Below are 18,966 nucleotides of genomic sequence, written 5' to 3'. Positions count from 1 at the left end.
CTGTCCCGTCAGAGCAGATAGACGACGACGTAGGCGACGAGCAGCACCGCGATCCACAACGCGGTCACGCCGATGGGCCAGGCCTGGGCGAAGACACCCCGGTCCTCGCCGGACTCCCCGGCGCCCAGATAGCGCCGCCCCATTCGGCCGACGTCGCCGCGGATACGCTCGACCGTCTCCCCCAGCAGGCCGCCTGCCTCGCTGGCTGCGGCGCCGATGCCGTAGGCGACGCGGTACAGCGCCACCCGCCAGGCCCAGTCGGTGTCCAGGCTGATCGTGCGGGTCCGCTGCATCAGCGGCAGCAGCAGGAAGAAAGCGAGGCCCGAGAACAGCAGCAGCTGCAGGTAGAAGAGCACCTTGCCCGGCTTGTAGGGCTCGTAGTCCACCGGGTAGGGCAGCAGCTCGTAAAAAGGCTGGGGATACACGCCGAGGGCGATGCACAGCACCGCGAACAGCACCATCGCGGCCGCCATGTTCCAGGGCGCGTCCTTGGGCCGCAGGCCGGAATCCTTCTGGAAGAACACGAACCAGGGGAACTTGATGCCGGCGTGGAGGAAGACGCCGGCGGAGGCCGCTGCGAGCAGGTACCAGACCACCACCAGATGCTCGCTGGCCGCCGCATCGGAGATCATCGACTTCGTGGTGAAGCCCGAGGTGAGCGGGAAGCTGGAGATCGCGAGCGCGCCGATGATGCCGCAGACCGTGGTCAGGGGCATGGTGCGGAACAGACCGCCCAGATCCGTGCACTTGCTCTTGCCGGTGCGATAGACGACCACGCCGGCGCTCATGAACAGCAGCGCCTTGTAGATGATGTGGGCGAAGGCATGGGCGGCGGCGCCGTTCAGCGCCATCTGGGTGCCGATGCCCACGGCACAGACCATGAAGCCCACCTGGTTGACGATGGAGTAGGCCAGGATGCGCCGCGCGTCGTTCTCCAGCAGCGCATAGATGATGCCGTACATCACCATGTAGACGCCCACCCAGATCAGCACCGGCTCGCCGGGGAACAGGAGTATCAGTGCGAGCACGGCGGTCTTGGTGGTGAAGGCCGACAGGAACACCGAGCCGGTCGGGCTCGACTCCGGATAGGCATCGGCGAGCCAGGCGGAGACCGGCGGTGCCGCCGCATTGATGAGGATGCCGATCAGCATCATCCAGGTGTCGAAGTTGGTGGCGAGCACCGGCATGATGTCAATGGAGCCGGTGTGCACCACGGTGCCCTCGATACCCACCTTCAGGATCACGCCGCCGATGAGATGCATCACCGCGTAACGGATGCCGGCGGCCCGGGCCGCCGGCGTCCCGCCGGCCCAGACGATGACCGTGGAGAACAGGGCCATCAGCTCCCAGAACAGGAACAGCGTGATGAGGTCGCCGGCGAAGCTCACGCCGACCGCGCCGGCCGCATAGGCGTTGGCGGCGGCGAGTTCGTACCAGCGTGCCTGACGGAAGGAGAACAGACCGCCGGCGAATGCCATGATGGCGAAGATAGTCGCGAACAGGCGGCGGACATCGCTGCCTTCCACCGGCTCGATCTGGTAATCGAGGAACGGCACCGTGGCGACGACGCCGTCAGGCACCTGCCAGATGGCCCACAGCGTCGCCAGCGGCGCCAGCAGGACGATGGCCGAGCGCAGGTGTCGGCGTGTCGGCCCGATCAGCAGGGCCGCGACGATCAGGATTACCGCGGGTGGCAGATATTCAGGCATCCCGCTTCTCCTTGTCCTCGAGGTAGCCGCCCTCGAGGTAGTAGTCCTCGTCGCGCTTCAGCGAGTAGCCGAGGGCCTTCGCCACCAGCACCATGGCGAGGCACGAGAAGAACCCGAACACGGCGCCGAACGCGAGCCAGCCGTCCACCACGAAGTGTCCCTTCACCGGGATGAAGAACTGGGCGACCACGGTGAGTGCGAGCACCACCCAGAAACCCCGCCAGAGCCGGCGGATGTTCTCCGGCCTGGCGAGCCAGTGATCGCGTTCGTCGCGTTCCGGTTGCCCGCTCATTCCCACACCTCGATCAGCTGCCGTTCGAGCTCGATGACCGGCCCGTTGAAGAAGAAGAACAGGATTGTCAGCGCCGCGGTCACTGTCAGCGCCAGTACGGCGGGGAAGGGCGCCTCGCCGTGCTCCTTCGCGCCTTCCGGTTCCCTGCCGAACCAGGCCAGATAGACGATCGGCAGGAAATAGAGCGCGTTCAGCGCCGTGCTGGCGATCATCGTAAAGATGGCCACGTAGTTGTCGGCCTGGAAGGCGCCGGCCAGGATGTACCACTTGGAGACGAAGCCGCCCGTGGGCGGCACGCCGATCATGCTGAACGCGCCGATGGTGAAGGCCGCCGTGGTCCACGGCATGCGCCGGCCGATGCCCGCGAGCTGGAAGATCTCCGTCTTCTTGGACGCCGTGTAGATGGCGCCGGCCGCGAAGAACAGCGTGATCTTGCCGAATGCGTGGGCCACCATGTGGATGGCCGCGCCGACCTCCGCCAGCGGTTTCAATACGTCCGCCGCCAGCACGATATAGGAGAGCTGGGAAACGGTGGAGTAGGCCAGCAGGCGCTTGATATTCGTCTGGCGCAGCGCCACGGCACTGGCGGCGATGATCGTGAAGGCGGCGGCATACAGCAGCCACTCGCCGCTCGGCTGGCCGAACAGGTAGTCGACGCCGAAGATATAGACGATCAGCTTGGTGATCGTGAAGACGCCGGCCTTGACCACGGCGACAGCGTGCAGCAGCGCGCTGACCGGCGTCGGCGCCACCATCGCGGCGGGCAGCCAGCGATGCACCGGCATTACGGCCGCCTTGCCGACGCCGAACACGAACAGGCCGAGCAGCAGGCCCAGCATAGGACCGCCTATCTTGCCTTCTAGGATCCCGCCGGGTGTGAAATCGCCTGTGCCGGCGGCGGCATACGTCCAGATGATGGCCGGCAGAAACAGGCCAATGGAAGTCGTCAGCAGGATGCCGAGATAGACCCGCGCCGAGCGGACCGTAGCCGCGTCGCCCTTGTGTGAGACCAGCGGATAGGTGGAGAGGGTCAGCATCTCGTAGAAGAGGAACAGGGTGAACAGATTCGCCGCGAAGGCGACGCCCATGGCCGCGGCGAGGGAGATGGCGAAGAAGGTGTAGAAGCGAGTCTGATTCGCCTCGTTGTTACCCCGCATGTAACCGATCGAATAGACCGAGTTGACGATCCAGAGACCGGACGCCAGCGCGGCGAACAGCATGCCCAGGGGCTCGACACGGAAGGCGATCTCGATGCCGGGGACGACCTCGGCCACGCTCACCGCCGGACGTCCGCCGGCCATGAGTTCCGGCAGCAGACTCCATACCACCACGGCCAGCAGCGTGGCGGTGACCAGGGTGACGGTCTCGCGAAGGTTGGCGCTGACGCGGCCCGCCAGCAGGATGCCCAGCGCGCCGGCGAGCGGCACGGCCAGCGCCGCCAGGATGGTGGTCGCGCCGGTCACGGCGTGTACCCCAGCAGGATATCGGCGCCCTGGCTGGCCAGCGCCAGCGGCACGTCGGGCGACAAGCCGAAGAAGATATTCGCCAGCGCCGCGAGCCAGGCCGCGGCTACCAGCACCACAGGTGCCTCGCCCGTCTTCGTCCCGGTCTTCCCGGCGGCGGCCGGCTCCTGGAAATAGGCCGCCTCGACCACCCGCCAGATATAGGCCAGCGCCATCAGGGAGGTCACGACGATCAGGGCGGCGAGTGCGGCGCCGTAGCCTTCGACGGCGATCGCCGCCGAGAGCAGATACCACTTGCTCACGAATCCGGCCGTCCCGGGGATGCCGATCAGGCTGAGCCCGGCGAGCACGAAGGCACCCATGGTCCAGGGCATGCGCCTGCCCGCCCCGCGGATCTGCTCCAGCCGGACGCCGCCGCAGCCGGCGGCGAGTGCCGCCACGGCGAGGAATAGCGCGCCCTTCGCCAGGGCGTGGTTGAACATGTGCAGGAGGCTGGCCGTAATGCCGGTGGCAGTGAGCAAGCTCACGCCCAGGGTCATGTAGCCGATCTGGGCCACCGACGACCAGGCGAGCAGTCGCTTCAGGTTCCGCTCGAACAGGGCCACGCTGGAGGAGATCAGCAGGGCGAGGAGGGCGAGCGGCATCAGGAACAGCGCGAACTGCAGACCGTGCTCGGCGAGATTCGGCTGGAACACCATGAAGTCGAAGCGGATCAGGACGTACAGCGAGACCTTGGTGGCGCAGGCCGCCAGGAAGGCCGTCACCATGTGCGGCGCGTAGGTGTAGGCGTTCGGCAACCACAGATGCAGCGGGAACACCGCCGCCTTGAGTGCCAGCCCCGTCGTCACGAAGCCGGCGGCCACCAGCACCGGCCGCAGATCGCTCACCTGTCCCACGCGCTCGGCCATGTCGGCGAGGTTCAGGGTGCCGGTCATCATATAGATGAGGCCGATGCCGATCAGGTAGAAGGTGGCGCCGATCGTGCCCATCACGAGATACTTGAATACCGCCGGCAACGCGCGCCGGTCCGGCCCGCCGGCCACCAGCACGTAGCTCGCCAGCGAAGAGATCTCCATGAACACGAAGACGTTGAAGGCGTCGCCCGTCACCGCGATACCGGCGAGCCCGGAGAGGGCCAGGAGCCATGCCGCATAGAACAGCGGCTGCCGCTCGTCCTCGATCTGGGAGTCGATGCTGCGCGCGCCGGCGAACAGGGCCATGCTGGAGGCGCCCGTGACCAGCAGCAGGATCAGCGCGTTGAACGAGTCCACCACCAGCTCGATGCCGAAGGGCGCGGCCCAGTTGCCCATCTCGTAGTCGGGCCGCCCGCCGGCGAGCACGGTCGCAGTCAGGCTCAGCGCGATGGCGAACGCGCACAGGCTGGCGGCGGTGGTGGCGGCCCAGGCGAGCCGACGCGGCCGCAGCAGCATAACCAGCGGCGCGGTTAGCATCGGCACTACGACCTGGAGTGCCGGAAGGTGCTGCTCCAGTGCGGTCACCGCCCCCCGAGCTCCCTGACGACGTCTTCCTCGACGGAGCCGAACTCCTCCTTGATGCGCACGATGATGCCGAGCCCGAGCGCGGCCGTGGAGATGCCGACCACGATGGCGGTCAGGATCAGCACCTCGGGCAGGGGGTTCGAGTACAGCACGTCCTCGTCGCCGGGCTTGAGGATGGGGCCGGTGCCGCCCTCCACCTTGGCCATGGTGATGTAGAGCAGGAACACGGCCGACTGCATCAGCGAGAGGCCGATGAGCTTCTTGAACAGGTTGCGCTTGGCGATGACCGCGTAGATGCCGCTCATCAGCAGCAGCGGAAACACCAGATAGTGATACAGCCCGAGGAACTCCATCATCAGAAACGCTCCCGGGCGGCGAAGGCGTGGAAGATCGTGAGGAGCACGCCGGTGACGGTGATGCCGACACCTGCCTCGATGACCAGCAGGCCCATCTGCTGGCCCTTGACCGGGTCGCTGGCCAGCACCGAGTAGTCGAGGAAGTTCCCGCCGGCCAGTATTCCGGCGACGCCGACGGCGCCGTAGAGGAGAGCGCCCCCGGCGGTGAGGCCGTTCAGCACCTTGCGCGGGATCAGCCGCAGCGCGCGCTCCTCGCCCTCGAGCAGGGCGTAGAGAATGATGGAGGAGGCGATGATGGCGCCGGCCTGGAATCCGCCGCCCGGGCTGTACTCGCCGTGAAACTGCACGTACAGGCCGAACAGCAGAATGAAGGGGATGAAGAGCCGGCCGACGACGCGCGGGATCAGGTAGTGCCGCAGGCCGTTATCGCCGGTGGCGATCATGCTCGTTCCCTCGGACTTCCGGGTCGGACGAACGCCGAGTATGAACATCACGCCGATGCCCGCGGTGAAGACGACGAACACCTCGCCGAGCGTGTCGTAGCCACGGTAGCTGCCCAGCACGGCCGTGACGATATTCGGTATGTCGATGAACTCCGGCGTCCTCTCCAGGTAGAAGGGCGCCACGTGGACGTGCACCGGCGCGTCCGGGTCGCCGTAGCTCGGCATGCCGAGGGTGGCGTAGCCCAGGACCAGGGTGACCGCGATGAATATGCCGATGGCGACGGGCCGGTAGGCTGAAGGGGTGCGTTCCCGCTCGGCGGTGAGCGCGAGCGCTCCCAGGAAGAATACGGTTGCGACGCCGGCGCCGACGGCGGCCTCGGTCAGGGCCACGTCGGCGGCGTCCAGCAGGAAGAAATTGATGGCGATCAGCAGACTGTAGATACCGGTGAGCATGACCGAGACGAACAGGTTTCGGGTCCTGACCGCGGCGACCGCCGTTACGACCAGCAGTGTCAGCAGGAAGGCGCTGAATATCTCGGTCATGAACATCAGGCGTCCTCCGCCTTTGCGTCGTCCCCGGCCTCATCGGCCGTCTTCGTTCCCGCCAGCAGCGCCGCACTGGCCAGGGCATTGGAAGCGGTGGGGCTGGTCAGCATCAGGAAAGCGAGTATCGCGATCAGTTTGAAGGTGGCCAGCGAGAGACCAGACTGCAGCATAACGCCGACCAGGATCAGCGGCGGCCCCATGCTGTCGGTCACGCTGGCGGCGTGCATGCGCGTGAACAGATCCGGCATGCGCAGCACGCCGAGCCCGCCGATGAAGACGAACACGCCGCCCACGGACATGAGAATCCAGCTCGCGATGTCCAGCGCCAGCGCCACCCCGTCAGCCCTCGCCGCCGGCGGGCTGACGGGAGGCCCGGTTGCGGAAGAACTCGAGCACGGCCAGCACGCCCGTGAAGTTGATCAGCGCGTAGGCCAGCGCCAGATCCAGGAAATCCGGGCGGTCGTACAGGAAGGCGATGACGGAAGTCAGCAGCACCGTCTTCGTGCCGAACATGTTCACCGCCAGCACCCGGTCATAGAGCGTGGGGCCCAGCAGCGCCCGTACGAGCGCGAGACCCATCGTCACGAGGACGGCGATGCTGACCACGTAATACATGCTCAGCGCCTCCGCAGCGAGGCTACCCGCCGGTCCATCTCGCCGCCGAGCAGCGACTCAGCGCCCGAGCGGGTCAGGCTGTGCACCTTCAGCACGCCGTCGTGCACGTCGAGCGTCAGGGTTCCGGGGGTGACCGTGATGGAATTGCCGAGGATCGCCTGGTCCATCGGATGGTCGGCGGTGGCCCGGATCTCGATCACCTGCGGATCCACGGGCAGGGAAGGCGTCAGGACGATGCGCGCAACCTGCAGGCTGGACAGGACCATTTCCCGCGCCAGCCAGAACAGGTAGCCCACCATCGAGAAGCCGTAGCTGAGCGCGTAGGCCTCGCGATGGAAATGGCCCATCCGGTAGACCAGGTAAATGGTCAGCAGACAGGAGAAAGCGCCGAGACCGAGGAGCAATGGTTTGTAAAGTCCGGACCACAGCAACCAGGCCGCGACCAGGGCGACGAGCAACAGCAGCTTCTCCGCGTTGGACGATTTGCGGCTGGTTTGCATGAGGAATGCTTCCCCGAGTCGAGTTAGTGCGTTGACGTCGCGGGCGCCACCATCGGCCCCCGCATCCCCCCGTCCATGGCGACCGCAGAAGATACCGTCCCGGGCGCCCGGATTCTAGCGTACAGGCGCACCGGCCGGCCTTGCGGGGCCGGTCGGAAGGTGTCGCGGCGTCCTCCGGAGGTGAGGAGCGGCTCGGAGCATAAGGAAAAGGAAATATGAAAACAATATCTAGTCTTAAATAGCCGGAAAGAGTTAACCTGTCTCGCCGGCACCCGGGCCGGCATTTTTCTGGAGTCACGCGCTTGGAGACACCCGACCACTGGCGAGGACGGCTGGGCCGCTGGATCGAGACCGGCTGGCCGCACTATCTGATCCTGAGCCTGATCGTGGCGAATGCCGTCACGCTCGGGCTGGAGACGTCCGATGCCGTCGTGGCAGAGGCGGGCGGCTGGCTGCGGGCCTTCAATGCCATCGTGCTCGCCGTTTTCAGCGTCGAGATCCTGATCAAGCTGGTCGCCTTCGGGCCGCGCTTCTTCCGCAGCGGATGGAACGTGATGGACTTCCTCGTGGTCGCCATCTCGCTGGTGCCGGCCACGGGTCCGTTGTCCATCCTGCGCAGTCTGCGCATCCTGCGAGTGCTCCGGTTGCTGTCAACGGTCCGGCGGCTGCGGCAGCTGACCGAGTCGCTGCTCTCGGCCATTCCCAGCATCGGCTGGATCACCTTCATGCTGGGCCTTGTCTTCTATGTGTTCGCGGTGATCGGCACCGAGCTCTTCGGCGAACGCTTCCCCGACTGGTTCGGGAACGTGGGCGCCAGCATGTACACGCTGTTCCAGGTGATGACGCTCGAGAGCTGGTCGATGGGCATCGCGCGTCCCGTGATGGAGGCCTATCCCCAGGCCTGGCTGTATTTCGTGCCCTTCATCCTGATCTCCGCGTTCACGATCCTGAACCTGTTCATCGGCATCATCGTCAACTCCATGCAGGCGCTGCACTGGGAGGAAGAGGAGAGCCGCCGTCAGGAGACCGAGGCGAAAGCCCACGCCGAGCGCGAGGAGATGCTGTACCTGATTCGCGAGACGGCGGAACGGCTGGCTCGCATCGAACGGCGCCTCGGGCGCGAATCATGAGGAGACGGGAGGCCCCGTCCGGAGACCGGTCATGCGCCATCTGAATTACGGGCATCTGCAATATTTCTGGGTGGTGGCCCGCGAGGGCAGCATCGCCCGCGCGGCCGAGGTGCTGCACGTCACGCCGCAGACCATCAGCGGGCAGCTGAAACTGCTGGACGAGGCGGTGGGGGAGCGACTGTTCCGCAAGGCGGGCAGGCGACTGGTGCTCTCCCGGACCGGCCAGATGGTGTTCGAGTACGCGGACGAGATATTCAACCTCGGCGCGGAGCTCGCCCAGGTGGTGCGCGGCCGACGGCCCGACGTGCCGCGGCACCTGAACGTCGGCATCGTGGATTCCATCCCGAAGCTGGTGGCGTGCCGCATCATCGCGCCGGCCCTGCAGGCCGAAGACGCGCCGCGCATCCGCTGCCAGGAAGGCACGCTGGACCGACTCCTCGGCGAACTCGCCGTGCATCGGCTGGACCTCGTACTGTCGGATCAGCCGCTGCCAGCAGGCCTGAACGTCAAGGCCTACAGTTACGTGCTGGGGGAGAGCGGCACGTCGTTCTTCGTCAGCGAGGCCCTGTACGAGCGCTACCGGGGGGATTTCCCGGCCATTCTCGACGGTGCACCGATGCTGCTGCCCAACCAGGGCACCGCGCTTCGGCGCCGGCTCGAAGAATGGTTCGAGGCGAACAGCCTGGTGCCCGTCGTGGCGGCCGAATTCGACGACAGCGCCCTGCTGAAAGCCTTCGGAGAAGCCGGGGCAGGGGCGTTCGCCGGCCCGACGGCCATCGCGGACGAGATCTGCCGCACCTACGGTGCCCGCGTCATCGGTTCGACGGAGGAGGTCCGGGAACGCTTCTACGCCATCTCGCCCGAACGACGCCTGAAGCATGCCTCCGTGGTCGCCATCACCGAGGCCGCGCGGGAGCAGCTGTTCGGCGTCGGTGATCATTAAGATTCGGGAATTCTTCCTGCCAGCGCGCTAATACTTCGGCCCACTCGAAGTAAATCCAAAGCACAATCCGCTGGTCGTCGGCGCGCCTCGTGGGCAACCTTCAGGGTCAACCCCTGCAAGGAGCACGCCCATGGATCTGAATCGAGCACTGGAAGGCCTGATGAGGAGCGGTATCGGCGGCAGTCTGGCGGCCGGACTCGCCGGTGGATTGGCCGCGAATGCGATCAGCGGCAAGAAGACCCGCAAGCTCGCGGGCTCGGCGCTGAAGATCGGCGGCGCCGTTGCCGTCGGCGGACTCGCCTGGAAGGCCTATCAGCGATATCGCGCGGCGGACGGCGGCACGGCCGCTGACGCTGCGCAGGCGCAGACCTGGCAAGGCCTGACGGAACCCGGCTTCCAGCCGGCAGAACCGGCCGCATGCCGCCACCGGGACCTGCTGATCATCCGGGCCATGATCGCCGCCGCCCATGCGGACGGCCACCTGGACGACAACGAGCGCCGCCGCATCTTCGACCGCATCGACACCCTGGATCTGGAAGCGGCCGAGAAAGGGCTGTTGTTCGACGAATTGCGCCGACCCCTCGGCGTGAGTGAACTTGCGGCCGCTGCCGGCACCCCCGAGCTGGCAGCCGAGGTTTACGCCGCGGCGCTGCTCGCCGTCGACGAGACCCAGGCGATCTCCCGCGCCTATCTGTCCGAACTCGCCGAGGCGCTGGCGCTGCCTACCGCGCTCGTGGTCGAACTGCACCGCAGTGCCGGCCAGTCCATCCGGTCCGTCACCGAGGCTGCGACCGGAGCGAATCACCGAGCTGCCTGATGCCCGCCCGGGCCGGGGTACGGTGTCCACGGCCGTGCCCCGGCCATTTTTTCGTGTGAAGCCGTATCCGCGCACGTGCCCGATCCCGAGTGCCCGCAGGTGGCGACGCTCGCCGCCGCCGGTTCGTAGATTCACCTATTCCTTTACCGGCTTCGTTTGTCGAATGCTGGCGACCGGCGCAGTCACCGTCCGACGATTCACCATGAGCATTCTCGTACTGAACAGCGGCAGTTCCTCCATCAAGATCGCCCTGTTCGATGCCGGGACCCTGACAGCCTGTTCACGGTGGACCGACCGATCGTGTTCAATTTCCACGGCTATCCCTGGCTGATACACCGGCTGGCGTATCGCCGCACCAACCACCGCAATCTCCACGTCCGCGGCTACAAGGAGAAAGGGAACATCAATACGCCGCTGGACCTGGCGATCGAGAACGAGATCGACCGCTTCAGCCTCGCCATCGACGTGATCGACCGCCTGCCGCAGCTGCACGTGGCAGGCGCTCACGTGAAAGACAAGCTCCGCGACCGGAAGATCGACTGCCGGCAGTACGCCTACGAGCACGGCGTCGATGCGCCGGATCTCCGGCAATGGACCTGGCCGTTGTCGTGAGCGGGCATTCGCGCTCGGGCGGGACGAAAGTGGCGAGAAAGCAGATTAAAAAGACATCATTAGTTGCTGAATAAAAACGAGTCGTCAGCCTCGGGGGGATACTCGGACTGCCGGTGCCTCAAGAGCGGTTCAGTCGGTGCCGGCCTAGGTGTCCTTCCATTCTCACGGCCAGTATTTAACATAATATACATTATGCGCGGTTAGGCCAGGGATCGGCACAGACCCTCAATAGCGGAATCCGGCCTCCCCGAAGTTCGGACAGGCCTCCACCCGCCGTGGATCGGCAGCCTCGTCCCGGCTGTCCCTCAGCCAGCAGTCGTCGAATATCGAGCAGTAACAGAACCGCAGCCCCGTGCCGGGCGACGCCACCGCCGCGCGGAACGCGGCGACCAGTGTCCGATCGTGGGTCTGCAGCAGCGTCACCGATTCACCGGGCGTCAGCACGCGGCCGATTATGAAGTTGCGGCCGAAATCGGGGGCCGGAGCGTCTTTCGCGACGAGGCTCGCGACGGCAGCCTCCCAGTCGCGGACCGGCGCCCCGGCGATGCGCAGTTCCATGGCGCGGACGCGGGCCGGACCTACGCCGGCGTTCGAGAACGCGATGGAAAATCCGGCGCCGGTCTCGTTGGCGTAGTCGCTGACCTCCAGCTGCAGATAGGGCCACACGGTGGCCGCGGTCTGCTTGCGGGCCGCCTCGGACTCAGTCAGCGCCGCGTACAGGGCCACTACGCCGATGAACACGCCGGCGACGGACAGCACCGTCTGCCAGACCGACACCCTCACGAACAGCTTCTCGGTGCGCGACATCGCCGGGGCACCGGCCGGGGTTTCCTGCGGGGCCTCCGCCGGGTCGTCGGTTCCCCGGCTGCCGGGTGTCTCTTGGGTTTCCAATCGCCTGCTCCTGAGGATGGCACGCCTTGCCCCCGTGGCAGGCGGTTGCCGGCGGCATTCTACCGGATGGCCTCAGCGCCCGGCTTCGGCATCGTCGGCGATGCGGCGTCCGCGGATTCCGGTTACGCTCTGCGCTCCGCCTCCCATTCGCACCCTGAAGGAAGCAATTGATGGCACGCCGCGGCGCCACCACGGCCGAGATCTCGCCCCTGTTCGAACCCCGCTCCGTCGCGCTCATCGGCGCCAGCGAGCGGCCCGGCTCTCTCGGTACGGTTACCTACCGAAACCTGCTGGAGGGCGGGTTCGAGGGCCCCATCCACGCCGTGAACCCGGCCCACGAAACGGTCCAGGGTCATGCCTGCGTGGCCAGTGTCCTCGATATTGACGGCGACGTGGACCTGGCGATCATCGTGACGCCCGCCGTCGCCGTGCCCGGCGTGCTGGATGAATGCGGCGAGGCCGGCGTCCCGGTGGCGGTGATCCTCTCGGCCGGTTTCCGCGAGGCGGGTCCCGAGGGTCGGCAGCTCGAGGCCGACGCCCTGGCTGCGGCAAGACGCCACGGCATCCGCTTCATCGGCCCGAACTGCCTCGGCATTCTGCGCCCCGACGCCGGGCTGAACGCGAGTTTCAGCCAGGTCATGGCCCGCGAAGGCCATATCGCGCTGGTGTCCCAGTCGGGCGCGCTGTGCACCGCCCTCCTCGACTGGGCGGCACCGCGCAATATCGGTTTCTCCTGCGTGGTCTCCAGCGGCACGGCGGCGGACGTCGACTTCGGCGAGATTCTCGACTACCTGGTGGTGGATCCGGCGACCCGTGCGATCATGCTCTATGTCGAGGGCATCCACGATGCGCGCCGTTTCATGAGCGCGGTGCGAGCGGCCTCCCGGGCCAAGCCGGTGATCGTGATGAAGGCGGGACGCCACGCCGACGCCGGCCAGGCCGCCATCTCCCACACCGGCGCCATGGTCGGCTCCGACGACGTGTTCGACGCGGCCGTCAGCCGGGCAGGCGTGGTGCGGGTGCACAACTACGTGGATTTCTTCGCCGTGGCCGAGACGCTGCACACGGGCGTCCGCACCCGCGGGCCGCGGCTCGCCATCATCACCAACGGCGGCGGCCCCGGCGTCATGGCGGCGGACTTCCTCGCCGACAAGCGTCTGCCGCTGGCGAAATTGTCGGAAGAGACCCGGCAAAAGCTCGACGGCGCCCTCCCCCGCGCCTGGTCCGGCGGCAATCCGGTCGACGTGCTGGGCGACGCCGGCGCGGACCGCTACGCCAAAGCCCTGGAATTCGTGCTGGAGGACGACGGCTGCGACGGCGTCCTGGCCATCCTCGTTCCGCAGGCGATGACCCAGCCGGAACCCGTGGCCGAGGCCGTGGCGGACATCGTGACGCAGGCGAAAAAGCCCGTGCTCACCTGCTGGATGGGTGGCCGTTCGATGGAGGCCAGCCGGGAGGCGTTCCGCGCCCGCGGCATCGCCACCTATGCGACGCCCGAGGCCGCCGTGGAGGCTTTCTCGGCGGTGGCGGCGCACCGGGCCAACCAGGAGATGCTGCTGCAGGTGCCAAAACCGCTCGGACGGCGGGAGGCGCCCGACCGGGAGGGCGCGCGGCTTATCATCGACGCCGCGCTGGCCGAAGGCCGCCGGGTACTGGATGTGATCGAATCCAAGGCCCTGCTCAGGACCTTCGGCATCCCGATACTCGAGAGCCTGCCCGCCCGGAGTGCGCGCGAGGCACTCACCCTGGGCGAGCAGCTCGGATTCCCGCTGGTGATGAAGATCCACTCATCCGACATCTCGCACAAGTCGGACGTCGACGGCGTGCGGCTGGGCATCGCCAATGGGGCCGAGCTGGGCACCGCTTACCGGGAACTCGTGCGCTCGGTGAGCGAGCGCATGCCGGATGCGCGCATAAACGGGGTGCTGCTGGAACGCATGTGGCGGCCCCGGAACGGCAGGGAGATCATGCTGGGCGTGATGAACGACCCGGTGTTCGGTCCGGCGGTCACCGTCGGCCTGGGCGGCACCCTGGTGGAGGTGATCCGGGACCGGTCGGTCGGCCTGCCACCGCTGAACCGTTTCCTCGTCCGCCGCATGATCGAGGAGACCCGGGCGTCACGCTACCTGGACGAGTTCCGGGGCAAGCCGCCGGCCAACCGGCGCGCGCTGGAAGACGTGATCCTGCGCCTCTCGGATATGGTCTGCGAACTCCCCTGGATCGAGGAACTCGACATCAATCCTCTGGTGGTGAACGAGAACAATGCCGTCGCGCTCGATGCCCGGGTGGTGTTGCGTGAGAGCCGTGCCTCCGCGCGGGAATACGGTCACATGGCGATACACCCCTACCCCAGCGGGCTGGTTGGCGAACACGTACTGCGGGACGGCACGCCGCTGGTGATCCGGCCCATCCGGCCGGAGGACGCGCGGCTCGAGCAGGTATTCGTCAGCAGCCTGTCGGAGCGCTCGAAGTACCTGCGCTTCATGTACGCCATGAAAGAGCTCACGCCCGCGATGCTCTCGCGCTTCACCCAGATCGACTACGACCGCGAGATGGCGCTGATCGCGCTCACCGACATCGACGGCGCCGAGCGTCAGGTCGGAGTCGCCCGCTACGTGACCTATCTGGACGGCCGGGGCTGCGAATTCTCCATCGTGGTCTCCGACGCGTGGCAGAACCGGGGTCTGGCCACCGAACTGCTGCGGCGGCTGATCGACGTCGCCCGGGACCGGGGCCTGGAGGAGATGGACGGGGTGGTCCTGCGGGAGAACCGGGGCATGCTGGCTCTCGCGAAGGAGCTCGGTTTCACACGCAGAACGGCACCGGACGACCCGGAGATCGTCTACATCACGCTCTCGCTGTGAGGCGGACGCGCGCCGGGGCCTGCCGACGCTAGTCTTCGACTCGCGTCAGCCCTTCCCGGATCGCGTAGCGGGTCAGCTCCACCACGTTGTGGAGGTCCAGCTTGCGCATGATGTTACGCCGATGGGTCTCCACGGTATTGAGCGCGATGTGCAGCTTCTCGGCGACTTCCGCCGACGTCAGGCCCTCCGCCAGCAGCTGCAGCACCTCGCGTTCCCGATCGCCGAGGACATCCCAGGCCGAGCCCCTCGGCGCCTCCGTATCCTGGATGATCTCGGCTGCCTTGGCCGTGACGCCGGGGCAAAGATAACTGGAGCCGCGGCTCACGGCGTCCAGCGCCGGCCGCAGCTCCGTATAGGCGTTCTCCTTGAGCACGTAACCGGACGCGCCGGCCCGGAGCATCTGCGCCATCAGGCGGCTGTCGTTGTGACTGGCGAGCGCGATCACACGCACGCTCGCATGCCGCTCCCGCAGGCGCCGGGTGGCCTCCACGCCGTTCAGGTCCTCCATGGCGACATCCATGACGACGATGTCCGGCACCGCGTCGAGACACAGCTCCAGCACCTCGAGCCCACTGCTCGCCTCGCCGATGATCTCGACGCCGTCTTCCCGCTCCAGTATCGAGCGGAGACCCTCCCGCATCAGGGTATGGTCGTCCGCGATCAGGACCTTGATGCCCAATCCCTCGCCCCCTCACGGTCAAACCTAGGAGTATCCGCCACCCGCGGGCAGATTACATACGAGGATACCCTCACCTGATCGGGAGGCGAACGAAGGCGGATCAGGCGCGCAGCAGATCCGCGACGCAGTCCGAGGACGCCAGGGGCGCGCTTGAGAAATCGCAATGCCCACGCGGATGCTACGTGACAGGTTCAGAGATGAAACCGCGTCGTAGCGCGGCATTCTTCGGGCACCATTGATGGGAAAGGGGATCATGAATCGATCGAATCGATCGCGGCAGAGCGATGACGCTCGCCGCAACGGCAAGCTAGCGCCGACCGTGGAAGACCTCGCGACGGCTGAACTCCCGGCGAACGAGAGTGATGCCGGGGTTCCTTTTCGCGGGTCGGAGCGCCCGCGCGCGCTGATCGTCGACGATGACGACGGCCACAGCCGCGCGCTGCAGGGACTGCTTGCCCGCGAGGGTTTCGACGCGAGGCACTGCCCCTGCTTTTCCGACGCCGCGCGCGAGCTTGCCGGCGCCGCACCCCAGGTGGCCTTCCTGGCGCTGGACGTCGGCGACGGCGACGTACTCGAACTGCTCGATCTGCCCGGCCTGGAGGGCTGCGACGAGATCGTACTGATGCACGAACAGGACAGGCCCCGGCGTATCCGCGCCGGCATGTCCCGTGGCGCCGGCTACTTCCTGGCCAAGCCATTCGACGAGGCGTTCCTCACCGATCTGCTGCGGCAGATGGTCGACTGGCCCCGGCGCGATCGGCGCCAAAAGGCGAAGGCCGCCCCCGCTCCCCCGCTCGACCAGTTCGGGGACCTGCGCGGCAATTCAAAGATCATGCGTGAGCTGTTCTGCCTGCTGCGCAAGGTGGCGGCGGTCGACACTTCGGTAATCGTGACCGGAGAGAGCGGCACGGGGAAGGACCTGGCCGCGCGCACCATCCACCGCTTCAGCGACCGGGCGGACGGACCGTTCGTCGCCAAAAACTGCGCGGCGATACCGCCCGAGCTCTGCGAGAGCGAGTTGTTCGGGCACGAGAAGGGCAGCTTCAGCGGCGCGAGCCATTGTCACCACGGGCTTTTCGAGCAGGCCCACGGCGGCACGCTGTTCCTCGACGAGATCACCGAGATGCAGCCCGAACACCAGGTCAAGCTGCTTCGGGTCCTGGAGAGCGCGACCTTCCGCCGCGTGGGCGGAGAGAGAGACCTTGCCACGGACGTGCGGATCATCGCGGCCAGCAATCGGGACCCGGAGGAGGCGATCGCCGACGGCAGCCTGCGCGAGGACCTCTACTACCGCATCGCGCGCTTCCCCATCGACATGCCGCCGTTACGTGAGCGGGGCGAGGACATCGAGGGGCTGGCGCGCTACTTCCTGCAGCGGCTGAACGAGCGCGAGGGTTGCTCGAAGTCCCTCGGCCGTGATGCGCTCGAGACCCTCGCCGACTACTCCTTCCCGGGCAACGTCCGGGAGCTCCAGAGCCTGGTCGAACGGGCCTTTCTGCTCTCCCCCGGCGAAATACGAGCCTTTCATCTGCCGCCCCTGACGGGCGAGCCCTCGGTGGCCGGCAATCACATCCGGGTGCGGGTCGGCTCGTCGGTGCAGGAGGCCGAGAAGGCCCTGATACTGGCGACGCTGCAAAGCCACGAGAACGACAAGACCGCCGCCGCGGAGACGCTCGGCATCAGTCTGCGCACCCTCTACAATCGTCTCAACAGCTATGCCGAGGAAGGCAACCGGGCGAGCTGACGCCACTCCCGATCGGTAAGCCGATGAGCCAATAAGCCGATGAGCGCCAGGGGCAGAATCCGGATTGGCACCTCGGGCTGGTCCTACGACCACTGGGACCAGACCTTCTACCCGGAGGGCCTGGACGCCGAGGCCCGCCTCGCGTTCTACGCCCGGCGCTTCGACACGGTCGAGATCAACAACTCGTTCTACCGCCTGCCGTCCGCCGCACAGGTCGCGGACTGGAGAGCGGCGACGGGGCGCGACTTCGTCTTTGCCGCCAAGGCGAGCCGCTATATCACCCACATGAAGAAGCTGCGGGAACCGCGCGAGAGCATGGCCCGTTTCTTCGATCGCATGGACGCGCTGGGCCGCAATCTCGGCCCGCTCCTGTTCCAGCTGCCGCCCGGATGGAGCTACGACGGCGAGCGTCTGGCGGCGTTTCTCGACGCGCTGCCGAGCGACGCGCGCTGCGCCATGGAGTTCCGGGATCACAGCTGGCTCAACGAGGACGCCCGCCAGCGGCTCCGGGAGCACGGCGTTGCCTGGTGCATTTACGACCTCGCCGGTTTCACGGCACCGAAGGAGATCACCGCCGATTTCGTCTACATCCGCCTGCACGGCCCGGAGGATGCCTACCGGGGAAACTATAGCGCCTCCGCGCTATCGGGCTGGGCGGGCGCCATCTCGTCGTGGGCGCGTCGGGGGCTGGACGTGTTTTGCTATTTCGACAACGACGAGAAAGCCTGTGCGCCGGGGGATGCCGCGCGCCTCCGCGACATGCTGGGCGCCGCGGACGGCGCCCGCTCAGCTGAGCCGGGCGGCGAGTAATTCTGCGACGGCCGCAGCTACGGGCGCACTCAGCCTCTCGCCGTGGCAGGCGGCGCAGGGACCCCCGCCCGGCACCGGCCGCGCCTCAGCCGCGTAGCCCACCGCCTGGAACGTCCATTGGCCGCGGAGATTCTTCACCTGCCCGATGTGGCAGCCCACCGCGTCGAACACGGCGTGCAGGTCCCGACGGAGTTCCAGCAACTGCGGCTGCCGCGGCTCCGCGATCCGTTCCAGTGCCTCGAAACGGAAACGCGCGACGCCGGGCCCGCCCGGTGCGAACAGCGTGGTCAACGGCGCAAAGCTACGGCGGTGGTGCCGGGTCGGGCCGTGGCGCAGCAGGCCCAGATAGTGCTCGTCCGTGCCGTAACCCACGTTGGTCTCCCAGCCGTAGCCCGGGCACTCGGCCGCAAGTTTCCGCATCAGGCGGTCGCGGGCGACCTTGGCGATCACCGAAGCCGCCGCCACCGACAGCGAACGCCGGTCGCCCTTGACGACGGTCCTGACCGTACAGTCGAGCTGCGGTGCGGCCCGTCCGTCGACGATGGCCGCATCCGGCGGCAGGTCCAGCGCCGAGACGGCCCGCCGCATGGCCAGCAGGTTCGCGTGGTAGATGTTGAGCCGATCGATCTCCCCGACGCTGGCCATGCCTACCGCGGCGTCGCCAAGGCCGAGGATGATGTCCCGAAAGCGTTCCCGCTCGTCGGCGGTTAGCAGCTTGGAGTCGGTCAGCCCGCGCAGCCGTCGGGGTTTTGCGCCGGCTGGCAGGACGACGGCGGCGGCGACCACCGGCCCGGCGATGGGCGCGTAGCCCGCTTCGTCGATGCCGCAGACACGGCCCTCGAACTCGCGCTCGATATTCAGAGTGGGCCATTTCGGGAGGGGCGTGCGGGCAGGCATCCTGCCGGGAGGTTAACCGAAACGGCTGGGGCTGTCTCGGTGTCCGCCTCGGCGCTGCAAGGGGCCTTTCCCCCGGTTGTCGAACGCCGCTCCGGCTACTCTGCCACCGCTTCCAGGCGGGCCCCGACCGGCATTGACGAAGCGCAATGCAGTCCG

17 protein-coding genes and 2 pseudogenes are annotated in these 18,966 nt (G+C 67.1%); 7 read left to right on the top strand and 12 right to left on the bottom strand.

The window, feature by feature from the left end; all coding sequences use genetic code 11:
* Positions 1 to 8 precede the first annotated feature (8 nt).
* Genes ACJMKZ_RS11020 through ACJMKZ_RS10980 form a run of 9 tightly spaced genes read right to left on the bottom strand, consistent with a single transcriptional unit; the run spans position 9 to position 7,423 of the window.
* Positions 9 to 1,709 carry a Na(+)/H(+) antiporter subunit D gene (locus ACJMKZ_RS11020; protein ID WP_405233277.1) on the bottom strand — a complete coding sequence of 567 codons (1,701 nt, stop codon included), beginning with the start codon at positions 1,707 to 1,709 and terminating at the stop codon, positions 9 to 11.
* Positions 1,702 to 2,001 (bottom strand): hypothetical protein, encoded by a 300-nt coding sequence (locus ACJMKZ_RS11015; protein WP_405233276.1) that lies wholly within the window; start codon positions 1,999 to 2,001, stop codon positions 1,702 to 1,704. The genes ACJMKZ_RS11020 and ACJMKZ_RS11015 overlap by 8 nt, the downstream gene beginning before the upstream one ends.
* Positions 1,998 to 3,464 (bottom strand): monovalent cation/H+ antiporter subunit D family protein, encoded by a 1,467-nt coding sequence (locus ACJMKZ_RS11010; protein ID WP_405233275.1) that lies wholly within the window; start codon positions 3,462 to 3,464, stop codon positions 1,998 to 2,000. Before ACJMKZ_RS11010 ends, ACJMKZ_RS11015 begins: the two co-directional genes overlap by 4 nt.
* Positions 3,461 to 4,963, bottom strand: coding sequence for a monovalent cation/H+ antiporter subunit D family protein (locus ACJMKZ_RS11005; RefSeq protein ID WP_405233274.1), 1,503 nt, complete (start codon positions 4,961 to 4,963; stop codon positions 3,461 to 3,463). The genes ACJMKZ_RS11010 and ACJMKZ_RS11005 overlap by 4 nt, the downstream gene beginning before the upstream one ends.
* Entirely contained in the window at positions 4,960 to 5,319 is a 360-nt protein-coding gene (locus ACJMKZ_RS11000) for a cation:proton antiporter subunit C (protein WP_405233273.1), read from the bottom strand. The genes ACJMKZ_RS11005 and ACJMKZ_RS11000 overlap by 4 nt, the downstream gene beginning before the upstream one ends.
* Positions 5,319 to 6,311: a DUF4040 domain-containing protein gene (locus tag ACJMKZ_RS10995; protein ID WP_405233272.1), complete on the bottom strand. Its 993-nt coding sequence runs from the start codon at positions 6,309 to 6,311 to the stop codon at positions 5,319 to 5,321. The genes ACJMKZ_RS11000 and ACJMKZ_RS10995 overlap by 1 nt, the downstream gene beginning before the upstream one ends.
* Positions 6,311 to 6,643 carry a monovalent cation/H(+) antiporter subunit G gene (mnhG, locus tag ACJMKZ_RS10990; protein WP_405233271.1) on the bottom strand — a complete coding sequence of 111 codons (333 nt, stop codon included), beginning with the start codon at positions 6,641 to 6,643 and terminating at the stop codon, positions 6,311 to 6,313. Before mnhG ends, ACJMKZ_RS10995 begins: the two co-directional genes overlap by 1 nt.
* A 4-nt stretch (positions 6,644 to 6,647) precedes the next feature.
* Positions 6,648 to 6,923, bottom strand: coding sequence for a monovalent cation/H+ antiporter complex subunit F (locus tag ACJMKZ_RS10985; RefSeq protein WP_405233270.1), 276 nt, complete (start codon positions 6,921 to 6,923; stop codon positions 6,648 to 6,650).
* Between the two features lie 2 nt (positions 6,924 to 6,925).
* Positions 6,926 to 7,423 carry a Na+/H+ antiporter subunit E gene (locus ACJMKZ_RS10980; RefSeq protein WP_405233269.1) on the bottom strand — a complete coding sequence of 166 codons (498 nt, stop codon included), beginning with the start codon at positions 7,421 to 7,423 and terminating at the stop codon, positions 6,926 to 6,928.
* Positions 7,424 to 7,725: 302 nt separating this feature from the next.
* Here ACJMKZ_RS10980 and ACJMKZ_RS10975 point away from each other — a divergent pair, with 302 nt between their 5' ends.
* From ACJMKZ_RS10975 to ACJMKZ_RS10960, 4 genes and pseudogenes are all read left to right on the top strand, one after another.
* Complete coding sequence (locus ACJMKZ_RS10975; protein ID WP_405233268.1) at positions 7,726 to 8,553, top strand: ion transporter; 828 nt, start codon at positions 7,726 to 7,728, stop codon at positions 8,551 to 8,553.
* Positions 8,554 to 8,584: 31 nt separating this feature from the next.
* On the top strand, positions 8,585 to 9,496 hold the full coding sequence (nhaR, locus tag ACJMKZ_RS10970; RefSeq protein ID WP_405233267.1) for a transcriptional activator NhaR: 912 nt from the start codon (positions 8,585 to 8,587) through the stop codon (positions 9,494 to 9,496).
* 130 nt (positions 9,497 to 9,626) lie between these two features.
* The gene (locus ACJMKZ_RS10965) at positions 9,627 to 10,313 is read left to right on the top strand and encodes a tellurite resistance TerB family protein (protein ID WP_405233266.1); all 687 of its coding nucleotides are present in this window, start codon (positions 9,627 to 9,629) and stop codon (positions 10,311 to 10,313) included.
* Between the two features lie 261 nt (positions 10,314 to 10,574).
* A pseudogene (locus ACJMKZ_RS10960) lies at positions 10,575 to 10,925 on the top strand (phosphoketolase family protein); the annotation flags it as partial.
* Between the two features lie 225 nt (positions 10,926 to 11,150).
* Here the strand turns inward: ACJMKZ_RS10960 and ACJMKZ_RS10955 are convergent.
* Positions 11,151 to 11,816: a hypothetical protein gene (locus tag ACJMKZ_RS10955; protein ID WP_405233265.1), complete on the bottom strand. Its 666-nt coding sequence runs from the start codon at positions 11,814 to 11,816 to the stop codon at positions 11,151 to 11,153.
* A gap of 170 nt (positions 11,817 to 11,986) precedes the next feature.
* Between ACJMKZ_RS10955 and ACJMKZ_RS10950 the strand changes: the two genes are divergently transcribed.
* Positions 11,987 to 14,680 carry a bifunctional acetate--CoA ligase family protein/GNAT family N-acetyltransferase gene (locus tag ACJMKZ_RS10950; RefSeq protein ID WP_405233264.1) on the top strand — a complete coding sequence of 898 codons (2,694 nt, stop codon included), beginning with the start codon at positions 11,987 to 11,989 and terminating at the stop codon, positions 14,678 to 14,680.
* A gap of 28 nt (positions 14,681 to 14,708) precedes the next feature.
* On the opposite strand, the gene ACJMKZ_RS10945 is transcribed toward ACJMKZ_RS10950, so the two are convergent.
* Complete coding sequence (locus ACJMKZ_RS10945) at positions 14,709 to 15,359, bottom strand: response regulator (RefSeq protein ID WP_405233263.1); 651 nt, start codon at positions 15,357 to 15,359, stop codon at positions 14,709 to 14,711.
* A 253-nt stretch (positions 15,360 to 15,612) separates the two neighbouring features.
* On the opposite strand from ACJMKZ_RS10945, the gene ACJMKZ_RS10940 reads away from it, so the two are divergent.
* Both ACJMKZ_RS10940 and ACJMKZ_RS10935 read left to right on the top strand, forming a co-directional pair.
* Complete coding sequence (locus ACJMKZ_RS10940; RefSeq protein WP_405233262.1) at positions 15,613 to 17,103, top strand: sigma-54-dependent transcriptional regulator; 1,491 nt, start codon at positions 15,613 to 15,615, stop codon at positions 17,101 to 17,103.
* A 39-nt stretch (positions 17,104 to 17,142) separates the two neighbouring features.
* On the top strand, positions 17,143 to 17,913 hold the full coding sequence (locus ACJMKZ_RS10935) for a DUF72 domain-containing protein (protein WP_405233261.1): 771 nt from the start codon (positions 17,143 to 17,145) through the stop codon (positions 17,911 to 17,913).
* Between the two features lie 273 nt (positions 17,914 to 18,186).
* Here the strand turns inward: ACJMKZ_RS10935 and ACJMKZ_RS10930 are convergent.
* Positions 18,187 to 18,810: pseudogene (locus ACJMKZ_RS10930) on the bottom strand (ribonuclease HII); the annotation flags it as partial.
* Positions 18,811 to 18,966: the final 156 nt, after the last annotated feature.

Origin of the sequence: Lentisalinibacter salinarum (genome assembly GCF_040706555.1) — a bacterium.
Classification (GTDB): Bacteria; Pseudomonadota; Gammaproteobacteria; order Steroidobacterales; family Woeseiaceae; genus Lentisalinibacter; species Lentisalinibacter salinarum.
Note: the sequence above shows the minus strand (reverse complement) of the source record. Positions and strands in the feature narration are given on the sequence as shown.

Bases quoted from the DNA above. Each gene is read 5' to 3' on its own strand.
- ACJMKZ_RS10995 (WP_405233272.1), bottom strand. From the start codon at position 6,311: ATGTTCATGACCGAGATATTCAGCGCCTTCCTGCTGACACTGCTGGTC.
- ACJMKZ_RS10985 (WP_405233270.1), bottom strand. From the start codon at position 6,923: ATGTATTACGTGGTCAGCATCGCCGTCCTCGTGACGATGGGTCTCGCG.
- ACJMKZ_RS11015 (WP_405233276.1), bottom strand. From the start codon at position 2,001: ATGAGCGGGCAACCGGAACGCGACGAACGCGATCACTGGCTCGCCAGG.
- ACJMKZ_RS11020 (WP_405233277.1), bottom strand. From the start codon at position 1,709: ATGCCTGAATATCTGCCACCCGCGGTAATCCTGATCGTCGCGGCCCTG.
- nhaR (WP_405233267.1), top strand. From the start codon at position 8,585: ATGCGCCATCTGAATTACGGGCATCTGCAATATTTCTGGGTGGTGGCC.
- ACJMKZ_RS10950 (WP_405233264.1), top strand. From the start codon at position 11,987: ATGGCACGCCGCGGCGCCACCACGGCCGAGATCTCGCCCCTGTTCGAA.
- ACJMKZ_RS11000 (WP_405233273.1), bottom strand. From the start codon at position 5,319: ATGATGGAGTTCCTCGGGCTGTATCACTATCTGGTGTTTCCGCTGCTG.
- ACJMKZ_RS10940 (WP_405233262.1), top strand. From the start codon at position 15,613: ATGAATCGATCGAATCGATCGCGGCAGAGCGATGACGCTCGCCGCAAC.
- ACJMKZ_RS10935 (WP_405233261.1), top strand. From the start codon at position 17,143: ATGAGCGCCAGGGGCAGAATCCGGATTGGCACCTCGGGCTGGTCCTAC.
- ACJMKZ_RS10980 (WP_405233269.1), bottom strand. From the start codon at position 7,423: ATGCAAACCAGCCGCAAATCGTCCAACGCGGAGAAGCTGCTGTTGCTC.
- ACJMKZ_RS10965 (WP_405233266.1), top strand. From the start codon at position 9,627: ATGGATCTGAATCGAGCACTGGAAGGCCTGATGAGGAGCGGTATCGGC.